General features: G+C 36.2%; 20 protein-coding genes, 1 pseudogene and 1 riboswitch. Of the genes and pseudogenes, 6 read left to right on the forward strand and 15 right to left on the reverse strand.

The genetic code is table 11. The annotated features are described in order from the left end of the window. The first annotated feature begins 21 nt into the window (after positions 1–21). A complete protein-coding gene (locus ACVWXS_RS11535) occupies positions 22–1,749 on the forward strand; it encodes a methyl-accepting chemotaxis protein (protein ID WP_456958304.1) in 1,728 nt (575 codons plus the stop codon). A 44-nt stretch (positions 1,750–1,793) separates the two neighbouring features. Continuing rightward, positions 1,794–2,075, forward strand: a complete 282-nt coding sequence (locus tag ACVWXS_RS11540; RefSeq protein ID WP_456958305.1) for an acylphosphatase — start codon at positions 1,794–1,796, stop codon at positions 2,073–2,075. Between the two features lie 79 nt (positions 2,076–2,154). Here ACVWXS_RS11540 and ACVWXS_RS11545 read toward each other — a convergent pair whose 3' ends face one another. Further along, a complete protein-coding gene (locus tag ACVWXS_RS11545; protein ID WP_368634722.1) occupies positions 2,155–2,352 on the reverse strand; it encodes a hypothetical protein in 198 nt (65 codons plus the stop codon). 619 nt (positions 2,353–2,971) lie between these two features. Here ACVWXS_RS11545 and ACVWXS_RS11550 point away from each other — a divergent pair. Further along, the gene (locus ACVWXS_RS11550) at positions 2,972–3,682 is read left to right on the forward strand and encodes a hypothetical protein (RefSeq protein WP_456958306.1); all 711 of its coding nucleotides are present in this window, start codon (positions 2,972–2,974) and stop codon (positions 3,680–3,682) included. A 158-nt stretch (positions 3,683–3,840) separates the two neighbouring features. On the opposite strand, the gene ACVWXS_RS11555 is transcribed toward ACVWXS_RS11550, so the two are convergent. From ACVWXS_RS11555 to ACVWXS_RS11575, 5 genes and pseudogenes are all read right to left on the reverse strand, one after another. After that, complete coding sequence (locus tag ACVWXS_RS11555; RefSeq protein ID WP_456958307.1) at positions 3,841–4,062, reverse strand: GH-E family nuclease; 222 nt, start codon at positions 4,060–4,062, stop codon at positions 3,841–3,843. Between the two features lie 183 nt (positions 4,063–4,245). After that, entirely contained in the window at positions 4,246–4,473 is a 228-nt protein-coding gene (locus ACVWXS_RS11560; RefSeq protein ID WP_456958308.1) for a hypothetical protein, read from the reverse strand. Between the two features lie 635 nt (positions 4,474–5,108). Next, positions 5,109–5,627: a hypothetical protein gene (locus ACVWXS_RS11565; protein ID WP_456958309.1), complete on the reverse strand. Its 519-nt coding sequence runs from the start codon at positions 5,625–5,627 to the stop codon at positions 5,109–5,111. A 2-nt stretch (positions 5,628–5,629) separates the two neighbouring features. Then, positions 5,630–5,734, reverse strand: a pseudogene (locus ACVWXS_RS11570) (toxin C-terminal domain-containing protein); the annotation flags it as partial. A 356-nt stretch (positions 5,735–6,090) separates the two neighbouring features. Continuing rightward, complete coding sequence (locus ACVWXS_RS11575) at positions 6,091–6,873, reverse strand: hypothetical protein (protein WP_456958310.1); 783 nt, start codon at positions 6,871–6,873, stop codon at positions 6,091–6,093. Positions 6,874–6,950: 77 nt separating this feature from the next. On the opposite strand from ACVWXS_RS11575, the gene ACVWXS_RS11580 reads away from it, so the two are divergent. The 3 genes from ACVWXS_RS11580 (at position 6,951) to ACVWXS_RS11590 (ending at position 9,015) form a co-directional block, all read left to right on the forward strand. Next, a complete protein-coding gene (locus ACVWXS_RS11580) occupies positions 6,951–7,154 on the forward strand; it encodes a hypothetical protein (protein ID WP_456958311.1) in 204 nt (67 codons plus the stop codon). Positions 7,155–7,303: 149 nt separating this feature from the next. Continuing rightward, on the forward strand, positions 7,304–7,954 hold the full coding sequence (locus tag ACVWXS_RS11585; protein ID WP_068984185.1) for a 5-bromo-4-chloroindolyl phosphate hydrolysis family protein: 651 nt from the start codon (positions 7,304–7,306) through the stop codon (positions 7,952–7,954). Further along, positions 7,951–9,015, forward strand: coding sequence for a toxic anion resistance protein (locus ACVWXS_RS11590; RefSeq protein ID WP_456958312.1), 1,065 nt, complete (start codon positions 7,951–7,953; stop codon positions 9,013–9,015). Before ACVWXS_RS11585 ends, ACVWXS_RS11590 begins: the two co-directional genes overlap by 4 nt. Positions 9,016–9,251: 236 nt before the next feature. Here ACVWXS_RS11590 and ACVWXS_RS11595 read toward each other — a convergent pair whose 3' ends face one another. The 9 genes from ACVWXS_RS11595 to ACVWXS_RS11635 form a co-directional block, all read right to left on the reverse strand. Beyond that, positions 9,252–9,449 carry a DUF6501 family protein gene (locus ACVWXS_RS11595; protein WP_068984183.1) on the reverse strand — a complete coding sequence of 66 codons (198 nt, stop codon included), beginning with the start codon at positions 9,447–9,449 and terminating at the stop codon, positions 9,252–9,254. A 275-nt stretch (positions 9,450–9,724) separates the two neighbouring features. Beyond that, entirely contained in the window at positions 9,725–10,456 is a 732-nt protein-coding gene (locus tag ACVWXS_RS11600) for an amino acid ABC transporter ATP-binding protein (protein WP_456958313.1), read from the reverse strand. Positions 10,457–10,468: 12 nt separating this feature from the next. After that, entirely contained in the window at positions 10,469–11,194 is a 726-nt protein-coding gene (locus ACVWXS_RS11605; RefSeq protein ID WP_456958314.1) for an amino acid ABC transporter permease, read from the reverse strand. A gap of 188 nt (positions 11,195–11,382) precedes the next feature. Continuing rightward, complete coding sequence (locus ACVWXS_RS11610) at positions 11,383–12,237, reverse strand: transporter substrate-binding domain-containing protein (protein WP_374966729.1); 855 nt, start codon at positions 12,235–12,237, stop codon at positions 11,383–11,385. A 117-nt stretch (positions 12,238–12,354) separates the two neighbouring features. After that, positions 12,355–12,541: riboswitch (Lysine riboswitch) on the reverse strand. Positions 12,542–12,758: 217 nt separating this feature from the next. Next, positions 12,759–12,923, reverse strand: a complete 165-nt coding sequence (locus ACVWXS_RS11615) for a hypothetical protein (protein WP_456958315.1) — start codon at positions 12,921–12,923, stop codon at positions 12,759–12,761. A gap of 158 nt (positions 12,924–13,081) precedes the next feature. Further along, complete coding sequence (odhB, locus tag ACVWXS_RS11620; RefSeq protein WP_374966731.1) at positions 13,082–14,323, reverse strand: 2-oxoglutarate dehydrogenase complex dihydrolipoyllysine-residue succinyltransferase; 1,242 nt, start codon at positions 14,321–14,323, stop codon at positions 13,082–13,084. A gap of 95 nt (positions 14,324–14,418) precedes the next feature. Then, complete coding sequence (locus ACVWXS_RS11625; RefSeq protein ID WP_456958316.1) at positions 14,419–17,241, reverse strand: 2-oxoglutarate dehydrogenase E1 component; 2,823 nt, start codon at positions 17,239–17,241, stop codon at positions 14,419–14,421. Positions 17,242–17,473: 232 nt separating this feature from the next. Next, positions 17,474–18,859, reverse strand: a complete 1,386-nt coding sequence (locus tag ACVWXS_RS11630; protein ID WP_456958317.1) for a sensor histidine kinase — start codon at positions 18,857–18,859, stop codon at positions 17,474–17,476. Further along, positions 18,856–19,530: a response regulator transcription factor gene (locus ACVWXS_RS11635; RefSeq protein ID WP_374966734.1), complete on the reverse strand. Its 675-nt coding sequence runs from the start codon at positions 19,528–19,530 to the stop codon at positions 18,856–18,858. The genes ACVWXS_RS11630 and ACVWXS_RS11635 overlap by 4 nt, the downstream gene beginning before the upstream one ends. Between the last annotated feature and the right edge of the window lie 53 nt (positions 19,531–19,583).

The raw sequence follows: 19,583 nt of genomic DNA on the forward strand, positions 1-19,583 counted from the left end.
ATTTTTGGGAGGTATATTTTTATGTTTTCAAGTATTCGACCTAAAGCCGAGCTTGAGGAATTATTAAAGCGTGGTACAAATTTACATGCAACAGGCCGTTTCAATAAAACACTAGCATTTAACCATTTTAATTCTCAAGATGAGGAAAATTTAAAAACTCTCTACTATAAGTTAAAAGATATCACACCTTCTATGAATGCTATTTTTCATAATTATTTAAGTGAAATTTCCCCAACCTCTCAGCTAACGATTAGTGAGGAATATATTAACCGATACTTAACGCAATTTTTCTTAGGTACTCGCGATGATGAATATGTGGATGAAACCGTTAAATTTTTCAACTTATTCCGAAAAAATCAGTACGAGCCTGGTAAACTAATTGTCGTATTCAATCAATTCGCATTTTATATTACTACATACATTTTACATAATTTTGGTTTAAAACCTTATAAAGCCTTTGAATATATGAAATCTTTTCAATCAGCTGTCAATGTCGATCAGGAATTACTTGTTGAAGTATTAACGGAAAGAATTATTGAAAATGTAGTTGCTGAGGTTTCTTCTTTAATGGATGTCAACGCTAAAATCATGTATATGAAAGATTTAGTATTTAGCTTAGATAAACAAAATGAAGAAATCCAATCCTCTACCGCAGCAACTGAAGAAATTGCCGCTTCTATTAATGAAGTTGCTCGAATGTCTTCTCGTATTTCTGAGAAAACAACTGAATCTGTTGATCACGCTGTACAAGGAAAAAATGCCATTGAGCATGCCCTATCTGAAATCTTTAAAACAGAAGAGACATTCACAAGTATTGTTGAATCCTTTTCAGAATTGCAAAAGCGGGTTAATGATATTGAACATGTTGTAACGTTAATCAACCAAATTGCTGATCAAACGAATTTACTTGCTTTGAACGCTTCTATTGAGGCTGCCCGTGCGGGTGAACATGGCAAAGGTTTTGCTGTAGTTGCACAGGAAGTTCGCAAACTTGCTGAGGGAACTGTATCGGCACTCAGCGAGGTTACTACAAATGTTCATCATTTAAAAAGTTATTCAAACGATGTATCAAACTCCATTACGGGAACGACTGAGATTATTAAAGAAGCAACAGTTGAAGCGAAAGAGTCGTTACCATTATTAAACGCAATTGTTAGTGCTATTGAAGATATTAATCTGGATGTCACAAATACAGCTGCAATATCTCAAGAACAAGCAGCTGCAATAGATGAAGTTTCAACAAGAATGATTGAGATTTCTAGTCTTCAGGATGATATTCGCGAGTATAGTCATAACACTTCTAGCGATATTCACTTATTAGGAAAAGAAATTAATCGTTTCCGCAATGATATTATTGCCAACAATAATGTTCAGCTATCATCTATTGCGCTTTTACAATTATCAAAAGCAGATCATATTTTATGGAAATGGCGAATTTATAACATGTTCCTTGGTCTCGAAAACGTAGAGCCAAGTGATGTTTCTTCTCATAAAGAATGTCGTCTAGGTAAATGGTATTCATCTCCACGCTCTGTAGAACGTTTTGGACACTTACAAGACTATCGTGAATTAGACGCCTATCATATACGTGTTCATGAATCTGCAAAATTAGCGGCGGAGGCTCACAAAGCTGGTCAAATTCAACAGGCTGAAATTCATTTAAAAGAAGTAGACCAAGCTTCTAAGCAGGTACTCTACTTCATCAATAATCTAATTTTATATTTAGAAAAAGAACGTGTTATGCACTAAGTACAGGGTGAACTCTTTCCCCTTAACTTTTAGGAGGTTTTAGCATGAAAAAGCGAGCGCTAATTAGATTTTTCGGAGATGTTTATGGGACTGGCTACCGTTTTTTTATTAAACAAAAAGCGATTGAACTGGGATTAAAAGGTTATTGCAAACTAAACAAACATGAACAAATAGAAGTTGAAGTTGAAGGTGCACAAAAAGCGATTGACGAATTCCTAGTGTTTGTTCAAAAAGGGGTTAGCCCTCAAGCCGATTCTAATTCATTTACGTTAGAGCTTTATGATGATTTAAAAGGTTATGTACGTATGGAGTCAGACATTGTTTAGTCTGGCTCCTCCTTTTTTGTAGTGCTAGAATACGGTTTATATAAAATGAAGTTGCTGGGGGTAGTTTATATTTTATTAATTAGGATTGGGATAATAACCCAGTCCTTTTTATTTTCCCCTTCCATAAAAACACCTGCCGTAGCAAGTGCAAATAATTATTTAGATGATTTATTATTGCTCTCTTTCTATTAATTCTTTTAGCGATTAGCCGTGGAACACTAGTTTTTAATAAAAACCTAAGCATATTTTTAAATGCTTCATCTGAAGGTTGATTCATTGATTACCCCCTATTGAAAATTTCGTTTCCTCTTACTTTCTCATTACTTGTAATCATATAACCTATTTAGATATTTTGATCAATAAATGAATGAGAGAGTTTCATCAATTAATTTGATTTTCAAATAGTTGCTCTGATTCACTTTTAATCACTGTCTCATATCAGGTGTGTTGATTAACCAAGACAGATTTCTACTACAGGCTACTCGCTTTCCTGTGGGAAGCTTTGCTCTGCGATGAAAGCGAAGCGACAGGAGCACTCAAGTGCCCTACCCTACAATCAGTTAAAATGAAAAGACATTAGCAAAATAGTAACTTTTTTGCGTGGTTGTTAAGAGTTTTGTCTTTTTCTGATATAGCTTTGATTAACGGAAAGAATGCATTATCAAGCGTAATATATCTTGAATTTCTAAAGAGGATGCTTCCGCTCCTCCCCTGTTCACATACCAAATTATTTTTTGTCTTAATGTATCTGAACGCATTAGTTGTTCTTCGGTTAAGAAAAATTCTTTCTTTCATATAGTTCCTTGATCCATCATAAAATAGAAAAAATTTGAATTAAAAAGATAAAATGCAAAGGGGTTTATGTGGATAATAATAGGAAAAACGGGGTGATTTAAATGAAATTTATACAAAAATTAAGTGTGATCGGACTGTCAGTATGTCTATTGAGTATCGTTTTTTCATCTGCCAGCATGGCAACAAAAATCGTTACAGAAGATCATCTGAATTCAGTAAATAATAAAAACAAAAATGAAATTCATAATTACAAAAACGACTCCGCCAAAATAGTAGCACAAGAAACAAAAACGGTGCTGATTAAAACAGAAAGAGAAGATAAATCATTATTAGAGCAAAAAACAAAAGAATTTGAAGAAAAAATGAAAATGGAACAAATAGCCTTTATTGAAGAGGGATTGAAAAAAGCAACAACACTGCAAGATGTAGAAAAAGTAAAAAGTGAGGCAGCTAACTTATTAAAAAAAGAAAAAGAATTGTTTAAAAAAGAAAGTGAAAAATATGTAAAAACAGTGATTGATATGGAAAAAGTGAACTTAGCAATGATTTCAAGTTCATATAAAACGCTTTTAGATGACTTTTTCACCTTTAACAAACACGGATTCTATTACTATGATGTAAATAAAAATGAATTTATTCCAAATGATAAAGTAAAGACCCTAGAAGAGGTAAAAGAATTTGAAAAAAAACACAAAGAAGATACAATTGTAAAAGATAATCCAATCAACACCTTAATTCTGTTCATTCTCCTTGGATCATTATGTATAATTCCTCTTTTCATAAGCAAACGACAGAATGAGGCTTGGTCATAAGTATATTTTCAAAGCAAAATTAAAAAATTCACAACAGAAAAGCGCGAGAAATCAACGTTTCTAAAATTGATTTTCTCGCGCTTTTTAAGGTTTTGACCAGTTATGTCCCGCCGCTTTTTTATTTCGCCTTTCTACATACATGTTGAATCAATCTCGTATTAAAACCTTAGTCTCCATTGAGTTGGAAAATGTTTTGACCCTTTACTTGAGTTACATGATCTGCAAGCAGCTCTCAAAATGTTAGGATTGTTGGCCCAAGCTTTTCTAGCTTTAGGTGACATTCCAAAACCTCTAGTATAGTAATGTTGCTTTACAGAAGGATTATGACCTGTTGCTAAATTTGCTTTACCCGAACAATATTTACAAATATTGTTATCCATTTTTAAAACTTGTTTACGCACAACACTTGTTGGTGTCTTCCCATAATATTTTTTTCTATTATATTTTGCTATAGTAAATCGTTTAATTTGTACGCCTATCTTTATTACATAAAAAAGATGCCCTTGATAAAAATCACTATCAATGGCATAAGTATGTTAATTTTCTATCTAAAATTTATTTTACTAATACATAATTAATTCAAAGTCAGAAATTTCCCCATCTAAAGTAAAATATAACCTGAATTCTCCTACATTCTCCCCCTTATAATCTATACTTAAGTATGAAACCACTTGATTAACAAACTCAGGGAAGTTTCTCAATTCAAGTGAAATTTTTTTTATATAATAGCCCACATCTGTTTGCATAAATTCTCCAAAAATCGAATAAAATTCCTCATCCTGCTCAGACATATAATTATTTAATTGAATCCAAAATTGTTCTATAGTTTGTTTCTCAATGTTCCATTGTTCTATAAAACTTCTAAATTGTTCTATGTCTAAAATAGCAGACGCCTCCCTTATTTATGTTTTTTATCAAGGTAAGAGAAGATTATATGACCTGACTTTTTATCAAGATTCCCATATACTTTTGCATTACCCCATCTACCTTTAATTTTTATCTCGTACTCGTAACCATTTATGTTTCTCGGTTAGTCGTTACTTTTGATAGCTTCCGAATTAGTCTTAAGACAGCCGAGCTAACTCCCTTGTTCCAAAGGTTCTTTTACTGTCATTTATGCAACGCTAATAAACGTCTTGCTCATTTTTGATATTGATAGCTGAGTAGTTATAATCTCTGTCTAGATTTACACCGCATTTTCAAGAAAATACTCATTCAGATAATGATATATCTTTCACACTTCCACAACTGCTGCATGTCTTTCAAATCAATGAACGTCAACAAAATTGATAAAACAGATAGATGACAATGGTTATCCTTCTTGAAGTTGAGAAAACCGAATTATTCATTATCCAGTCCCTATAAAGAAAACCTTGAAAGGTAACTTCAATCAAGGTTTCTGTTGTATTAAGAACTATTCAGTTTATTAATCAAATTTTTCGACAAACAGTCCCATAGCGCTTATTTCTGGAATAATTGGCTCCAGTGATTTTGAACTATTGACCCCCATTAAATAATCGTATCCGATAAATACTTTTAGCTTTCTCGGAGAAAATATATCAACCCCAATATCTTCTCTTAGCTGTAACCTACATAAACTCTCAACTTCATCAAGACACGCCTGTCTTCCATTAAAATTTGAATAAAAGGCAAGTAAACTTTGGGGGTACAACTGAGAATAAGGTTTTATTAAATTTAAAAATTCTTCTTTCGAGAATGAATGACATAAATTTGCTACAGATAAACTAGTAAGTGAATGAAATTTAATTATTAGTTTCACTGCATCAACATATTTATCCTCAACCCCTATATACTCTTCATCCGTTAGTAATATTCCATCGAAAGATTTCCCAATATCACTGATTGCTGTCCACTCATTTTTTTGATAACATCCAGCTTCATCCCTGAACAAAGGGTCATACTTAGAAATACTGTACTTGTTCATTATTAATCACCTATCCTATTAAGATTAGCATCATATGTGCCCATCCTAGTTCTTTTACTATTTATAGCTGTAGGGGATTTCGCCATCTTCCAAACTCCACCATTGTGAGGTGGTGAACCATTACCACTTCCTACATCCTGCTAATATAGGTTTTAGTTTTCTTATTATAGTAAATTTTCTCGCCATTCTTCGCTGTAATACCTGTTGGACCATACCCTTTCTTCTTTGCTGCAGAAGTATTTAATTTAGAAAACACAACTCCCATCAAAATAGTGCGAGTTGATGTCTTTTTTAATGTGTATACGCTTGAAAACTATACTTTCCTTTCCACAGAAAAAACGCTTCCTTTTGCATACATTCCCTTATGAACAGCCCTTCTACAGGACTAAGTTGCTCTTGAATATCCACTGTTAGCTCAGAACGCAAGCATGTTTTCTCTTTTTAAGGTTTGAGTCCTAGTTCCTTACTTGCCATTCACTGGCTTCAGTAGATTTACTGGAATGTAATTAAAATAATACTCACTGAGACCCACCTCAACATAACCATTGATCTCAATCCCTGATAATTGGAAGATAGTTCCCTTCACCATTTTTGTATAACTAGGTGCCCCCTTCATTGGAGCACTTAATAGTTCTGTATCTTCAGTTAATACATAGGAACCTTTATTTATCTTTTCAAAAATACGAACATCAGTGCTATCAATAATAGTGGTATTAATTACAGGCCCTCCTTCAATATCTCCAGCACAATAATGGTAATTTAATTTGCCTTTCTCTATAGAAACTAAGCTTGATTTTGGACCAGTACAAACCTCTTCTCGTTTTCCGACTATTAAAGGTTGACCATATGCGATGTCTTGATATTGGACAGGAATTTTCACGCCCTGATGATTAATCATGACGTAGGTTGGCATGTCATAAAAAGATGAACGAATATCGATTGGTACTTCTTTGAAAACCACTAAATCTGTTGCTTGTACTCGATATTGCCCCATCTGGTAAAATGTTTTGCCATCATATTTTTCAATATCATACGTTTTAAAGAAGTTATTTCTTTTAACCACTAAAGAATCAAACGAACCATCTGGATTTTTCTTATATACTTTGATGTCTTTTTTAAAGGTCATTTTTCCTGTTTGCCCTTTTACAACTTCCGCTCCATCATACATCACTTTCGCTTCTGATTTTGTTGGACTTACTACCGCAAATACAAATGCTGCTAGTAACACAATAAATAATTTCTTCATTATTCTCCCCCTCAAACACAATTAATTACTATTATATACCATAAATATAATAGTATGTTTTTCACCAAAAGTTTTGTATGACATTTGCTAAGAGATATGCCGTGAATATAAGTTGGTCATCGTTCCGTCTGGGTGACTCCTTGGGGATCTGCGATAGAGGAACGGCTCATCGGACGCCCCAAGAAGAGCGCCCAGTCGGAACGGAAATCAACCACACGTTTGGTGATGAGCCACTATTCTACCAAGACTTCTATTTCGTTTGCCCCAATTCTCTATTATAAAGCAACGGATTTCCTCGTTTTTATGTATTATCATTGAGAAACTTTACAATTAGCAGTAAAATTTATGTAAGGGTTTTATTTTATTGAAACTTTATGTCGATTATTTCGTATAAGAATATAGACATATTTAAATGCTAGGAGGAAGAAACATGCTCAGTGTCGGACAGTTTTTCTCTAGACATACCGCTAGCGTCTTTATTTCGCTATCAACTGTTTCTATCGCAGCAATTGCCGCAGATCCAGGATTCTTCCTTGGTGGTTTATTGTTTGCTGGAACTTACGCGCCAAGTACAGCGTTGTTGAAACATAGACAGAAAAAGAAAGTCAGACAAATTGCAGGTATAACAAAAGAAGAATACAAACTTATTGAAACACAACTTAAAGCAGCCAATAAAAACATACAAACATTAAGCCAAAACTACTTACGTGTACGCTCTGTTTCAGCATTTAAACAATTAATCGAAATGACACGTATTTCAAAAAATATCGTGAAAATTGTGAAGGCAGATCCACGAAAATTTTATAATGTTGAACAATTTTTTTATGCTCACCTACCTTCCGCTGTCGAATTAACGGAAAAATATACGATGTTATCGAAGCAGCCAGTGAAAGATAAGGAAATTCAAATAACATTATCAAAAACACGAGAAACACTGACAGATTTAAATGATACGATTCAAATCGATTTAAAGGATGCGCTTTCTAATGATATCGACCATCTTCAAATGGAAATCGAATTTGCAAATCGTTCAAATAGTAGACGAAAAGAACAATTGGAGTGGCGAGGCGATGATAAGTGACAGCAAATGATCACGCATTTCAACTAAATACCATACAAGGTCTTTCCCCCCTTGTACAATCTTATTTAGAAACTACAAATAACGAGGCGATGGCGACGTATGAAACGCTGTCGCCTCTTGCACAAAGTCGTGCACTTCTTTGTGCTAGTCAAATCGATTTAACAAAATTCGAATCGGTCCTATCTTTAGGGCAAGATTCACAGCGAGCTCTTTCTCAATTTGCTGATCGAATGCTTGTACAAGTAAAACAAAAAGACGTTACAAAAATTGGCCAAATGTTAGATTCATTAATGCAAACGTTAGACCGCGTAGATCCTAACGCGTTAGAGCCAAAAAAGCAGTCTTTTTTTAAAAAAATATTTGGTAAAACTGAGCGTCCTATTAAACAAACATTAACGGAATTTGAACGTATTAGTATCCAAGTAGAGCGAATTGGTGTTCAGCTCGAACGTGCTCAGCTTCAAATGATTAAAGATGTAGAAATGCTTGAAGAACTTTATTCACATAATAGAGGATTTTTTGAAGAGTTAGCGACTGCTATTGCGGCTGGGCAAATGAAGAAGCAGCAAGCAATCGAAGTAGAGCTTCCTGCAAAGGTGACTAGTGTCCAGGCATCGAATCAACCACTTGCGATCCAACAGCTTAATGACTTTGCCGCTCAAATCGAACGACTCGATCAGCGCATTTATGATTTACAAGTGTCGCAGCAGGTTGCTTTACAAACGGCACCACAAATACGGATGATTCAGCAATCAAACCAAACGCTAGCAGAAAAAATAGAATTTTCAATTGTTACCCTCATTCCGCTTTGGAAAAATCAATTGGCGATGATGTTATCCATGAATATGGACCAACACTATGTCCAGCTAGAGGAGCGGTTATCTCGCACGAATGACCGTTTTGCAAGCCCTTCTTTCGAACAGCAAGTATCGAAATTCAAAGAAACACAGCATGAGCTTCAAACAGCTATCCAAGACGTCTTTGCCCTACATACAGCTACAGAACAGGAAAAACAGCATTTACAGGATGTAGCAGAATTAAAGGGCTATAACAGGGACTGATTCTTTTTTTCAACGAATAAGGGTGGCTCAGAAATCATCTGAACCACCCTCTTATTTTCATTCAAACCTATTGAATGAAAATTATGCCTCCGGCGGATGTCACGGATTTTAAAAGGAGTGAATAAAAGGATGTTAGCCTATAACCTTCGCATCCTGCGAAAATCCAGACGCATTGTTTATCTGTGCGAAAGCGAAGCGACAGCAACAATTACGCCAAGGCGAAATTGATTTTATACTTATTCAAAATAATCTTTATAGTAGCCACCAATATTACCAGTGTTATCAATAATAAAAACGAACTCTTCTGTTTCATTTTTTACATCATATTGTTTCCCTACTGTTAATACGTTCGATACTAAATATTTTGATGCATTTGTATGCTTACAAGTTACTGCGCGTAGTGTTGGTGCATCTTTCCATTTTAAATGTAACATAATATCTCTACCTTTCTTTACTAGCATGAAGCTAATGTCTATTGCTTATTTTATAATATTTTTGTACTTTTGTGGAGAAAAAAACCATAGAAGTCCGTTTTTTCAACCATTTATATTCTTAAATCTTAACTTCGAGGTGATATTATGAGCTTTGGTGGTGTACCGCAATGGTTTTTTATCATTGCCGTTGCATTTGCAATTTGCTTTGTTTTATATGCAGAGTGGAATTCTAGAAAATAAGTGAGCCCATTCGTCTGGACTCACTTTTTTTGAAATTATTTTAGTGTACGTTTTAAAAACTCTTTTGTACGTTCATGTTGAGGGTTTATTAATACCTGTGATGGTGGTCCCTCTTCTACAATAACACCTTTATCCATAAATACAACACGATCGGCTACTTCTTTAGCAAATTCCATTTCATGTGTAACAATTAACATCGTATTTCCACCATCCGCTAGCTGACGCATAACCTTCAACACTTCTCCAACCATCTCTGGATCTAATGCAGACGTAGGTTCATCGAATAGCATCACATCTGGGTTCATGGACAATGCGCGTGCAATCGCTACTCGCTGTTTTTGCCCGCCAGATAGCTGACGAGGCTTTGCATTGACATATTGATCCATGCCAACGATTTGCAAATATTTTAAAGCAATTTTCTCGGCCTCTTCTTTTGAACGCTTTAATACTTTCACTTGTCCAACCGTACAATTATTTAACACATTATGATTATTGAATAAGTTAAATTGCTGGAATACCATCCCTAAATGTGTACGATATTCTTGGATATTATGCTTTTCGTCCAAAATATTTTCACCTTTATAAATAATTTGACCACCACTAGGCATTTCTAGTAGATTAATGCAGCGCAGTAGTGTTGATTTACCTGATCCTGAAGAACCGATTAAACAGACAACCTCGCCCTTTTCTACTTGAAAATTTACGTCCTTTAACACTTGGTTACGCCCAAATGATTTACTTAAATGCTCTATTTTAATAACGGCCATTTGTTCGTCCCCCTATATTGCTTCTTTCTGTTCTTTTTGATAAGCATCTGGTCCATCAAGTCGTCTTTCAACATATAGTAAAATCCTTGATGCTGTAAATGTCATGATGAAGTACATGACACAAGCTACGAAGAATGATTCAAAATAGCGGAAGTTATTACCTGCAATCGATTTTGTTTGGAAGAATAATTCCGTAACACCGATAACATTTAATACTGCTGTATCTTTAATATTCATAATTAATTGATTACCTGTTGCAGGCAATACATTTCTCGCAACTTGTGGTAAGACTACATTTAGCATGATTTGAAAATGATTCATACCGATTGCTGAAGCAGCCTCATACTGTCCTTTATCAATCGATACAATACCACCACGTACAATTTCCGTCATATAAGCCCCTGTGTTTAGTGAAACGACTAAAATACCTGCTGTAATAAAGTGCATATCAATACCAAATGCCATATCTAATCCGTAAAATACAACCATAGCTTGTACAATCATTGGTGTACCACGGAAGAATTCAACATAGCATGTTAGTATAAAATTAATGATCTTTAAGCTATAGTATTTTACACCCTTTTTACGAACCTTAATAGTATGCATAATTCCGATGAAAAATCCGATAAGTGCACCAATAATTGTACTAGTAATCGAAATAAGTAATGTATAATACGCACCTCGTAAAAACATTTGCCAGTTGTTCTCAACAATTGAAATAATCCATTCAAGACTCATGATGTGCCTCCTTACAACGTCGTGTTGTTTGCTTGTTCTTTTTTGCCTTAGCTATTTCATTGCAACTTACTTTTTCTTATTATTTTATGATTCTATTAGCTAGGACATTATCATTATTTAAAGAGGTACTCATTGAATAATGATGAAAAGATATTGCACGGACTAAGCAAGTAGCCCGTGCAGTCTTATTATTGTGCTGCTGGTTGTTGATGAATTGCTTCTTCCATAATTTTTTGACGATCATCTTCAGAAATACCTTTTAGAATTTCATTGATTTTTTCTAGATTTGCATCACCTTTACGTAAACCTACTGCGATAGAAGTGTTTGAAATATCTGTATCAAAGCCTTCTTCAAACTTTACATATGTGAACTTATCGTTTGCTGCAGCAGCTGAAATTCCTTCTGGACGTTCTGCTACATAGCCATCAATTTTTTCAGCTTCTAAGGCTACACGCATAGCTGGGAAGCTATCCATTGCAGTTTGTTTTTGAACGTCTTTGATCTGATCTATCACATCGTAGTTAGATGTGTTTAATTGTGATGTGATTTTAGCTCCTGAAAAATCTTGGATTGATTTTGCTTTTTCATACTTGCTACCTTTTTTAATAACCATAACAAAATCAGAAGTATAGTAATTTTCAGTGAAATCAATTGTTTTCTTACGCTCATCAGTAGGTGACATCCCAGCAACAATGGCATCAATTTTATTTGATTGCAGTGCAGGTACTAAACCATCCCACTCCATTTTCACAATGACTAATTCTTTGCCTAAGCCTTCAGCGATTTTCTTCGCCATTTGCACATCGTAACCGCCTGCATATTCAGCATTGTCGGCGATTTTTACTGCACCATTTGCATCATCTTGCTGCGTCCAGTTAAATGGAGCATAACCTGCTTCCATCCCAACACGGAATTCACCTCCGCCATCTTTATCTGCACCAGCATCACCTGTTGCTTCATCCTTTTTGTCGCCAGCACCACATGCTGCCATCACAATTGCAGTCATTACCGTTAACATTAATAACAACCATTTTCTTTTCATGAAAAACTCCCCTTTTCTGTAAAAAAATAAGACAACTGTACGAAAAAAGACCTAAGAATTGAACTTAGGTCTTATTTTAATTAACAGTTGCCCAAATCCTCACTATAATTTCCATGTTTCCGAGATAGCACAACCTAGTAAATCTGGAAAATAATTCACTAGGACAGTCCTGCACTTATTCACTGCAGACCCAGCATAAAAGTACGAGCTCCTTTTATACTTCGGCGGTAGTTCCTTCTCCATTGCGTCTTCGCTTGCTTATACTCAACAATGAACTAATAAATACCGCGCCTCTACCTCACCGTAGAACAAATGTGAGGTTTGTTTATTTAATTGATATTAAGATACTACAATAAAAGTAAGATATTCGTCAAGATAATTTCATCATTTTTCTGATTGTTTACAATATTAGGTTTTTAACCTTTATTAATCCATTTCGCACTTTTGCAATGTTATAAATCAATTTATATTTTTATAGAATTCAGCAAATCAGGTGTGTTGGTTAACCATTTTTATCTACCTTAATTGATTTGAGGGCTCTGATTTCCGCTACGGGCTATTCGCTTTGTCGCTGCCGCTTCGCTTTCGCACAGAGCAAGGCTTCCTGCGGGCGAGCGTCGAGCCGATTCGGATACTTTATCCTTCGCTTTGGCTTTTCTTTCCGTCGCTTCGAATACTTTATCCATCGCTGTAGCTCTTCTTTCCGTCGCCTCGGGTTCCTATCCGTCACTTCGACTATTCTTTCCGTCGTTTCGATTGCTTTATCCATCGCTCCCTTAAATGTTCCATAAAAAGAAAAAACCCTGCAAAACAAAGTTCGCAGGGTTTAAATATGATTTTGGAATTAAGAATTTAATAATAAATCTTCTGGGTTTTCAAGTAATTCTTTTACAGTTTTAAGGAAACCTACAGAATCTTTACCATCGATAATACGGTGGTCATAAGAAAGTGCTAAGTACATCATTGGGCGAATTTCTACTTCACCATTCACTTCAACTGGACGTTTTTTGATAGTGTGCATACCTAGGATAGCAGCTTGTGTACCATTCATGATAGGTGTAGACATTAATGAACCGAATACCCCACCGTTTGTAATTGTGAATGAGCCACCTGAAAGATCTGCTAAACCTAATTTTTTGTCGCGTGCTTTTTTCGCTAGGTCTGCAATTGAATCTTCAATTTCAGCGAAGTTTTTGCGGTCAGCGTCACGTACAACTGGTACTACTAAACCTTCTTCTGTTGATACAGCTACACCGATATCAAAGAAGTTGTTTAAGTGAATTTCGTCACCAACGATTTGCGCGTTCACATATGGATATTTTTTAAGTGCAGCAACTACTGCCTTAGTGAAGAATGACATGAAACCAAGTTTAGAGCCAGTTGACTCGAAGAATTGGTCTTTTTTACGAGAACGTAATGCCATAACATTTGTCATATCTACTTCGTTAAATGTTGTTAACATCGCAGTAGATTGTTTTACTTCAAGTAAGCGTTTTGCAATAGTTTGGCGACGACGGCTCATTTTTTCAACTGTCACACGTGATTCATCTACAGCTACAACTGCTTTAGGTGCTGCTGGAGCTGCTTGTGGTGCTGCTACTGGAGCTGTACCATGAGCTGCAACGTCTTGTACACGTACACGGCCTTGTGGATCTACTGGAGATACAGCAGCAAGGTCAATACCTTTTTCACGAGCAAGTCTACGTGCTGCTGGAGATGCGATTACACGCTCACCAGAAGTTTCTTCAACAACTGGAGCTGCTGCAACAGGAGCCGGAGCTGCTTGTGGCGCTGCTGGAGCTGGTGTTGCTTCAACTGGAGCCGCTGCAACAGGAGCTGGAGCTGCGCCTTCGCCAGCTTCTACAACTGCGATTACTTGACCTACAAGTACAGTATCGCCTTCTTCAGCTAAAATTTGAGTTAATACACCCGCTTCTTCAGAAATGATTTCAGCGTTTACTTTATCTGTTTCAAGTTCAACGATGAATTCACCTTTTTCAACGCGATCGCCCACTTTTTTTACCCACTGTGCGATACTACCTTCTGTAATCGATTCTGCTAATTCAGGGACTTTAATTTCAGCCACTTTCATTTCCTCCTTTGATTAACGTGCATTGTGTGCACATAAAAGGGCTACTGCCTAAGCAAGTAGCCCGGCTTTTAAAATTATTATGTGATTGATTATTTAACTTTTACAGGCTCAGCAACTGCTTCTTCTACAAGTGCTGCTTGAGCTGCTTTATGAGAATCTGCATCACCCTCAGAAGTAGAGCTCATTGCAGGACGACCTACATAACGTAGCTTTTTACCTTCAGAAAGGTCAAATAATGTTTCTAATGCATAATTCCAAGTACCTTGGTTTTTAGGTTCTTCTTGTACCCAAACAACTTCTTTTACGTTAGGATACTTAGCAATAATACCAGCAACTTGCTCTTTTGGGAATGGGTAAAGTTGTTCTACACGTACAATGTGTAAGTGATCGAAGCCTTCACCATCTTTAATACGGTCCGCAATATCGATCATTACTTTACCTGTTCCTAATACAACGCGCTCAACAGCTTCTGGTTTTGAACCTAGACCTGGTTGCTCAATTACTTCTTGGAATGAGCCATTTGCTAATTGATCAGCGTTTGCAGCAGCTAATGGGTGACGAAGTAGGAATTTAGGTGATACCACTACAAGCGGACGAACACCTTCTGTTCCTAATAATGCTGCTTGGCGACGTAATAAGTGGTAGTAGTTGCCTGCATTTGAACAGTTTGCAACGAACCAGTTATTTTCAGCTGACATTTGTAAATAACGTTCCATACGGCTAGAAGAGTGTTCTGGACCTTGACCTTCATAACCATGCGGTAAAAGCATTACTAAACCAGATTTTTGACCCCATTTAGCACGTGCACCTGAAATAAAGTTATCAAACATCACTTGTGCCATGTTTGCAAAGTCACCGAATTGAGCTTCCCAAACTGATAATACATGGTCATTTTCTAAATTATAACCATATTCAAAGCCTACTACCCCTGCTTCTGTCAGTGGAGAGTTATGCACTGTAAATGAAGCATTTGCACCTGAAATATGGTGAAGTGGCGTGAATAAGTTACCATTGTTTTTGTCATGTAACACTAAGTGGCGTTGAGAGAACGTACCACGTTGTGCATCTTGACCTGTAAAACGTACTGGTGTGCCATCTTGAATAATTGTTGCATAAGCTAAAGTTTCTGCATGACCCCAGTCGATTTTTGCAGAAGCAAATGCATCACGGCGTTTTTCTAAAATTTTGCCAAGTTTTTTCTGTGGCTCGAAGTTTTCTTCAAACACTAAAAGCTCTTCGTTAATTTTTTCTAAACGTTCCGCACCAACTGCTGTTTCAATTTGTGGGAATTCTACTTTTAACTCTTCTGGCATTTCTAGATGTTTGTGCTCATCTTTAGCTGCCATTTCTTTTACGTGGTCATAAGCTGCTTGCATTTCTGCATAAATAGCTGTATCTAAAGCTGCTACATCAGCAGCAGAAACAACACCCTCAGCTACTAATTGTGCACCATATAAAGCACGAACTGGTTCATGTTTAGCAACTAATTTGTATGTTTCAGGGTTTGTAACAGTTGGATCATCCGTTTCATTGTGACCGTGACGGCGATAACCAATTAAGTCTACGACGATATCTTTACCGAATTTTTGACGGTAGCTAGCTGCGAAACGACCTACTAAAGCAACAGACTCAGGGCTATCTGCATTTACGTGCACAACTGGCACTTCATAACCTTTTGCAGGGTCAGAAGAGTAAACAGATGAGCGAGAGTCTTGTAGTTCAGTTGTAAATCCAATCATGTTGTTAGCAATGATGTGAATTGTACCACCAGTCGTGAACCCTTCAGTTTTTGCAAAGTTTAATACTTCTGTTACGATACCTTGACCTGGGAACGCAGCGTCACCATGTACAAGAATACCTAACCCTTTTGTGCGGTTATGAATCGCTTGCCCTGGCTTAGAAGTATCATCTTGTGCTCCACGAGCAGTACCTAAAACAACTGGGTTTCCTACTTCTAAGTGAGATGGGTTGTAAGCAAGTTTAACATTCATACCAGATTCACGGTTGTAAGAAGCACCCATGTGGTATTTTACATCACCTGTCCAGCCTTTAGTTATTTCAAGGCGACCATCTTTTGGTAAAAATAATTCATTAGACACGTGTGCAAAGTCAGAGAACATCATGTCGTATGGTTTATTTAAAATATGTGTTAACACATTTAAACGACCACGGTGAGCCATACCAATACGTACTTTTTCTACGTTATTTGCTTCAGATGTTTTTAAAATTTCATCGAATAGGACGATTTGAGTATCTAAACCTTCACCAGAGAAACGCTTTTGACCTACAAAAGTTTTGTGGATAAACTTCTCGAAGTTTTCAACACGAGTTAAACGGTCTAATAATGCTTTTTTCTCATTAGAAGCTAATGTTTGTTTAAATGAACCTGTTTCAATTTGTGCTTGAATCCAATCACGTTCTTCTGTTGCTATTACGTGATTATATTCAAATGCTACTTTTTCTGTATAAACAGATTTTAAGTAATCGATTGCATCCTTACCATTTTTCACGTTTGCTGGCACATCTTTGAAGAAGACAGCTGCAGGAATTTCAGCTAAATCTGCAGCGCTTAAGTTGAACGCGCTTTCTTCAATTTGAGCTGTTTGTAGTTCACGGTTTTTTAAAGGATAAATATCTGCTGCTAAATGACCATGTGTACGAATTGCATCTGCTAGTTTCACAGCTGCTAACACTTTTTTGTAATCGCCAGCAGGAGCTGCTGCATTACTAGCTACAGCTACTTCACCTTCAACTACTACTGGTGCACCAAATTGTTGGAATAATAATACTAACTCCGGTTCTACTTCTTCAGGAGACTGTAAGAATAAGTCGTATTGCTCCATCACATATCCTAGGTTAGGACCAGAGAAAGCTGACCATGGAGAACTTACAGTTGTAACGTTGTTCGACATGAAAAATGACCTCCAAATTTTGCCTTTCGGCAGTTCCATTAATTAAATTGCAATTAATTATATAATATTTTTCTGTTCTTTAAAAGGATGTTTGACACAACTTATCCATTATTTAAAGAACGTTTTTTCCATCTCAATCTTACTACTCTTCACAAAAAATACAACTCTTTTTATGAAATTAAGCAAATTTTTTCGTAAAGGCTAAAATAATTAAATAAAGCGTGGATTTTTCTTAATATTTTAGCGGGAATTTTAAGAAGAAAACGGTTCCAACGTTTTTTTCACTCTTGACTTCTACCGTACCATTATATTTTTCAAGCAACATTTTGGTAATACTAAGCCCTAAGCCCGTACCGCCTATTTGACGATTTCTTGCTTCATCAACTCGATAAAATCGATCGAAAATGAAAGGGATGTTTTCTTCCGCTATGCCGATTCCATTATCTTCTATTTTTAACAGCGCTTCCTTCCCGGAGACGAATAGTGAAATTTGAATCTCTGGAATTATTTCACAATAACGAATTGCATTTTCTATTATATTACGAACAATTTGACTGAGTGCATTTTCTGTAATAAATAACAGACCTATTTCTTCATTTTTCGACAGCGTTATTCGAGCTTCTGGGTGAAGATACTGTATCTCTTCTATTACCCCTGTAATAACAGTTACTGCGTCAGCCTCACTCGTATCATCTTTTTCTTCACGACGTGCAAGCTCTAATAATTCTTCAATCATTTTACGCATCCGTGCAATTTCTGTTAGGGAAGTATCAATAGATTCTTCTAAAATTTCCGGATCATCCTTCCCCCATCTTTTCAATAGAGAGAGATGTCCTTCGATGGCCTGAATTGGCGTACGTAGCTCATGAGAAGCATCTGCGACAAATTGCTGTTGTTTTGTAAATGAAATTTGCAGTTCGTCCATCATTGCATTGTACATCTTCAATAAATCACCAATCTCATCATGAGAAGAGTATGTTAATTGAATTGGCTCATTAAATCCTTTATCCATAACCGTTTTCATGGATGAACGTAACGCATGTAATGGTTGCATTAAATAGTTAGCAAGATAATAGCCAATTGAGGCTGATAACAACAATGCTCCTAAACCTGCTATAAGCATCGCCGTTAATAAATAATGCATCAATGATTGGAACCCTGTCAGTGGATGAATAATTTGAATATAGCCTTGAAAGAAACCTAGCTGAATTGGTACATTTATGACAAAGGCATCCTCATTATCAATCGTCACTTCCATAATTTCTTGCATCGAGGTAATGGGTGCAGCCTGTGAAGCATTATTAATACGTAAAATCTCTACACCATCTAAATTGAACACTCTAACAGTTTGATCACGATCCACAATGGAATTTAATAGCCCTGTGTTTTGTTGAATTTGCTGAATTGTAAGGTTGGGTCCTTGTGACTCTAAAAAAGACACCAAATCATCGCTTGTCCGTTTGATTTTACTTTCCTCGTCATGTAATAGCCATGTATGGAGCGAAATATAAACGACAATACAAATAATCGTATAGCTAAAAAATATTACAGCACTAGATGTTAGCATCCATTTTCTTTGTAAGGGTTGATGAACTAAATAATCTCTCAATCTTTTCATTCACGCATCACGTACCCAACCCCACGAACGGTTTCTATATAGGCATTCATATCTCCAGGTAGTTTTGTGCGTAAATGTCGGATATATACATCTACAACATTTGTCTCTATATCCGTATCATACCCCCAAACAGAGGTTAAAATGAGCTCTCGTGTACAAACTTTATTTTTATGCTCGATTAATAGTTTAAGTAAATCGTATTCCGTCTTCGTTAAATCAAGCTTAGCCCCCTGCACGGATACTTCATAGGCTGCTATATCGATTTCGATATCACGAAAATTTAATGATTCTGCACTTTTTTCATCAGGTGTTACCCGACGTAAAATAGTCCGAATTCTTGCTAGTAGTTCTTCGATCGCAAATGGTTTTACTATGTAGTCATCTGCACCAGCATCTAAGCCAGCTACACGATCCATCACAGCATCTCGTGCCGTTAACAATATAATCGGTACCTTTGATTGCGTACGTATTCGGCGACAAATTTCAATACCATTTATCCCCGGAAGCATAACATCTAATAACAGAACATCAAAATTTTCAGATGACGCTAGTGCAAGTCCTTCACGTCCATCAAAAGCGACCAATACATCATAGCCCTCATGCTTTAATTCGAGCTCCACAAAGCGCGCGATATGCTTCTCATCTTCCACCAAAAGTATCTTTTTAGGCATTCCATCACCTTCTTTTCTAAAAATAACGATAAGGATTTCCTCCTTAGCACTGT

The sequence above is a fragment of the Lysinibacillus sp. TE18511 genome, from assembly GCF_054062295.1.

Coding starts and splice junctions, on each gene's coding strand:
- ACVWXS_RS11545 (WP_368634722.1), bottom strand. CDS start 2,352: ATGAATCAACCTTCAGATGAAGCATTTAAAAATATGCTTAGGTTTTTA.
- ACVWXS_RS11595 (WP_068984183.1), bottom strand. CDS start 9,449: ATGTTACATTTAAAATGGAAAGATGCACCAACACTACGCGCAGTAACT.
- ACVWXS_RS11565 (WP_456958309.1), bottom strand. CDS start 5,627: ATGAACAAGTACAGTATTTCTAAGTATGACCCTTTGTTCAGGGATGAA.
- ACVWXS_RS11630 (WP_456958317.1), bottom strand. CDS start 18,859: ATGAAAAGATTGAGAGATTATTTAGTTCATCAACCCTTACAAAGAAAA.
- ACVWXS_RS11625 (WP_456958316.1), bottom strand. CDS start 17,241: ATGTCGAACAACGTTACAACTGTAAGTTCTCCATGGTCAGCTTTCTCT.
- ACVWXS_RS11585 (WP_068984185.1), top strand. CDS start 7,304: ATGCTCAGTGTCGGACAGTTTTTCTCTAGACATACCGCTAGCGTCTTT.
- ACVWXS_RS11535 (WP_456958304.1), top strand. CDS start 22: ATGTTTTCAAGTATTCGACCTAAAGCCGAGCTTGAGGAATTATTAAAG.
- ACVWXS_RS11540 (WP_456958305.1), top strand. CDS start 1,794: ATGAAAAAGCGAGCGCTAATTAGATTTTTCGGAGATGTTTATGGGACT.
- ACVWXS_RS11575 (WP_456958310.1), bottom strand. CDS start 6,873: ATGAAGAAATTATTTATTGTGTTACTAGCAGCATTTGTATTTGCGGTA.
- ACVWXS_RS11610 (WP_374966729.1), bottom strand. CDS start 12,237: ATGAAAAGAAAATGGTTGTTATTAATGTTAACGGTAATGACTGCAATT.
- ACVWXS_RS11580 (WP_456958311.1), top strand. CDS start 6,951: ATGACATTTGCTAAGAGATATGCCGTGAATATAAGTTGGTCATCGTTC.
- ACVWXS_RS11605 (WP_456958314.1), bottom strand. CDS start 11,194: ATGAGTCTTGAATGGATTATTTCAATTGTTGAGAACAACTGGCAAATG.
- ACVWXS_RS11615 (WP_456958315.1), bottom strand. CDS start 12,923: ATGGATAAAGTATTCGAAGCGACGGAAAGAAAAGCCAAAGCGAAGGAT.
- ACVWXS_RS11635 (WP_374966734.1), bottom strand. CDS start 19,530: ATGCCTAAAAAGATACTTTTGGTGGAAGATGAGAAGCATATCGCGCGC.
- ACVWXS_RS11560 (WP_456958308.1), bottom strand. CDS start 4,473: ATGTCTGAGCAGGATGAGGAATTTTATTCGATTTTTGGAGAATTTATG.
- ACVWXS_RS11550 (WP_456958306.1), top strand. CDS start 2,972: ATGAAATTTATACAAAAATTAAGTGTGATCGGACTGTCAGTATGTCTA.
- ACVWXS_RS11555 (WP_456958307.1), bottom strand. CDS start 4,062: ATGGATAACAATATTTGTAAATATTGTTCGGGTAAAGCAAATTTAGCA.
- ACVWXS_RS11600 (WP_456958313.1), bottom strand. CDS start 10,456: ATGGCCGTTATTAAAATAGAGCATTTAAGTAAATCATTTGGGCGTAAC.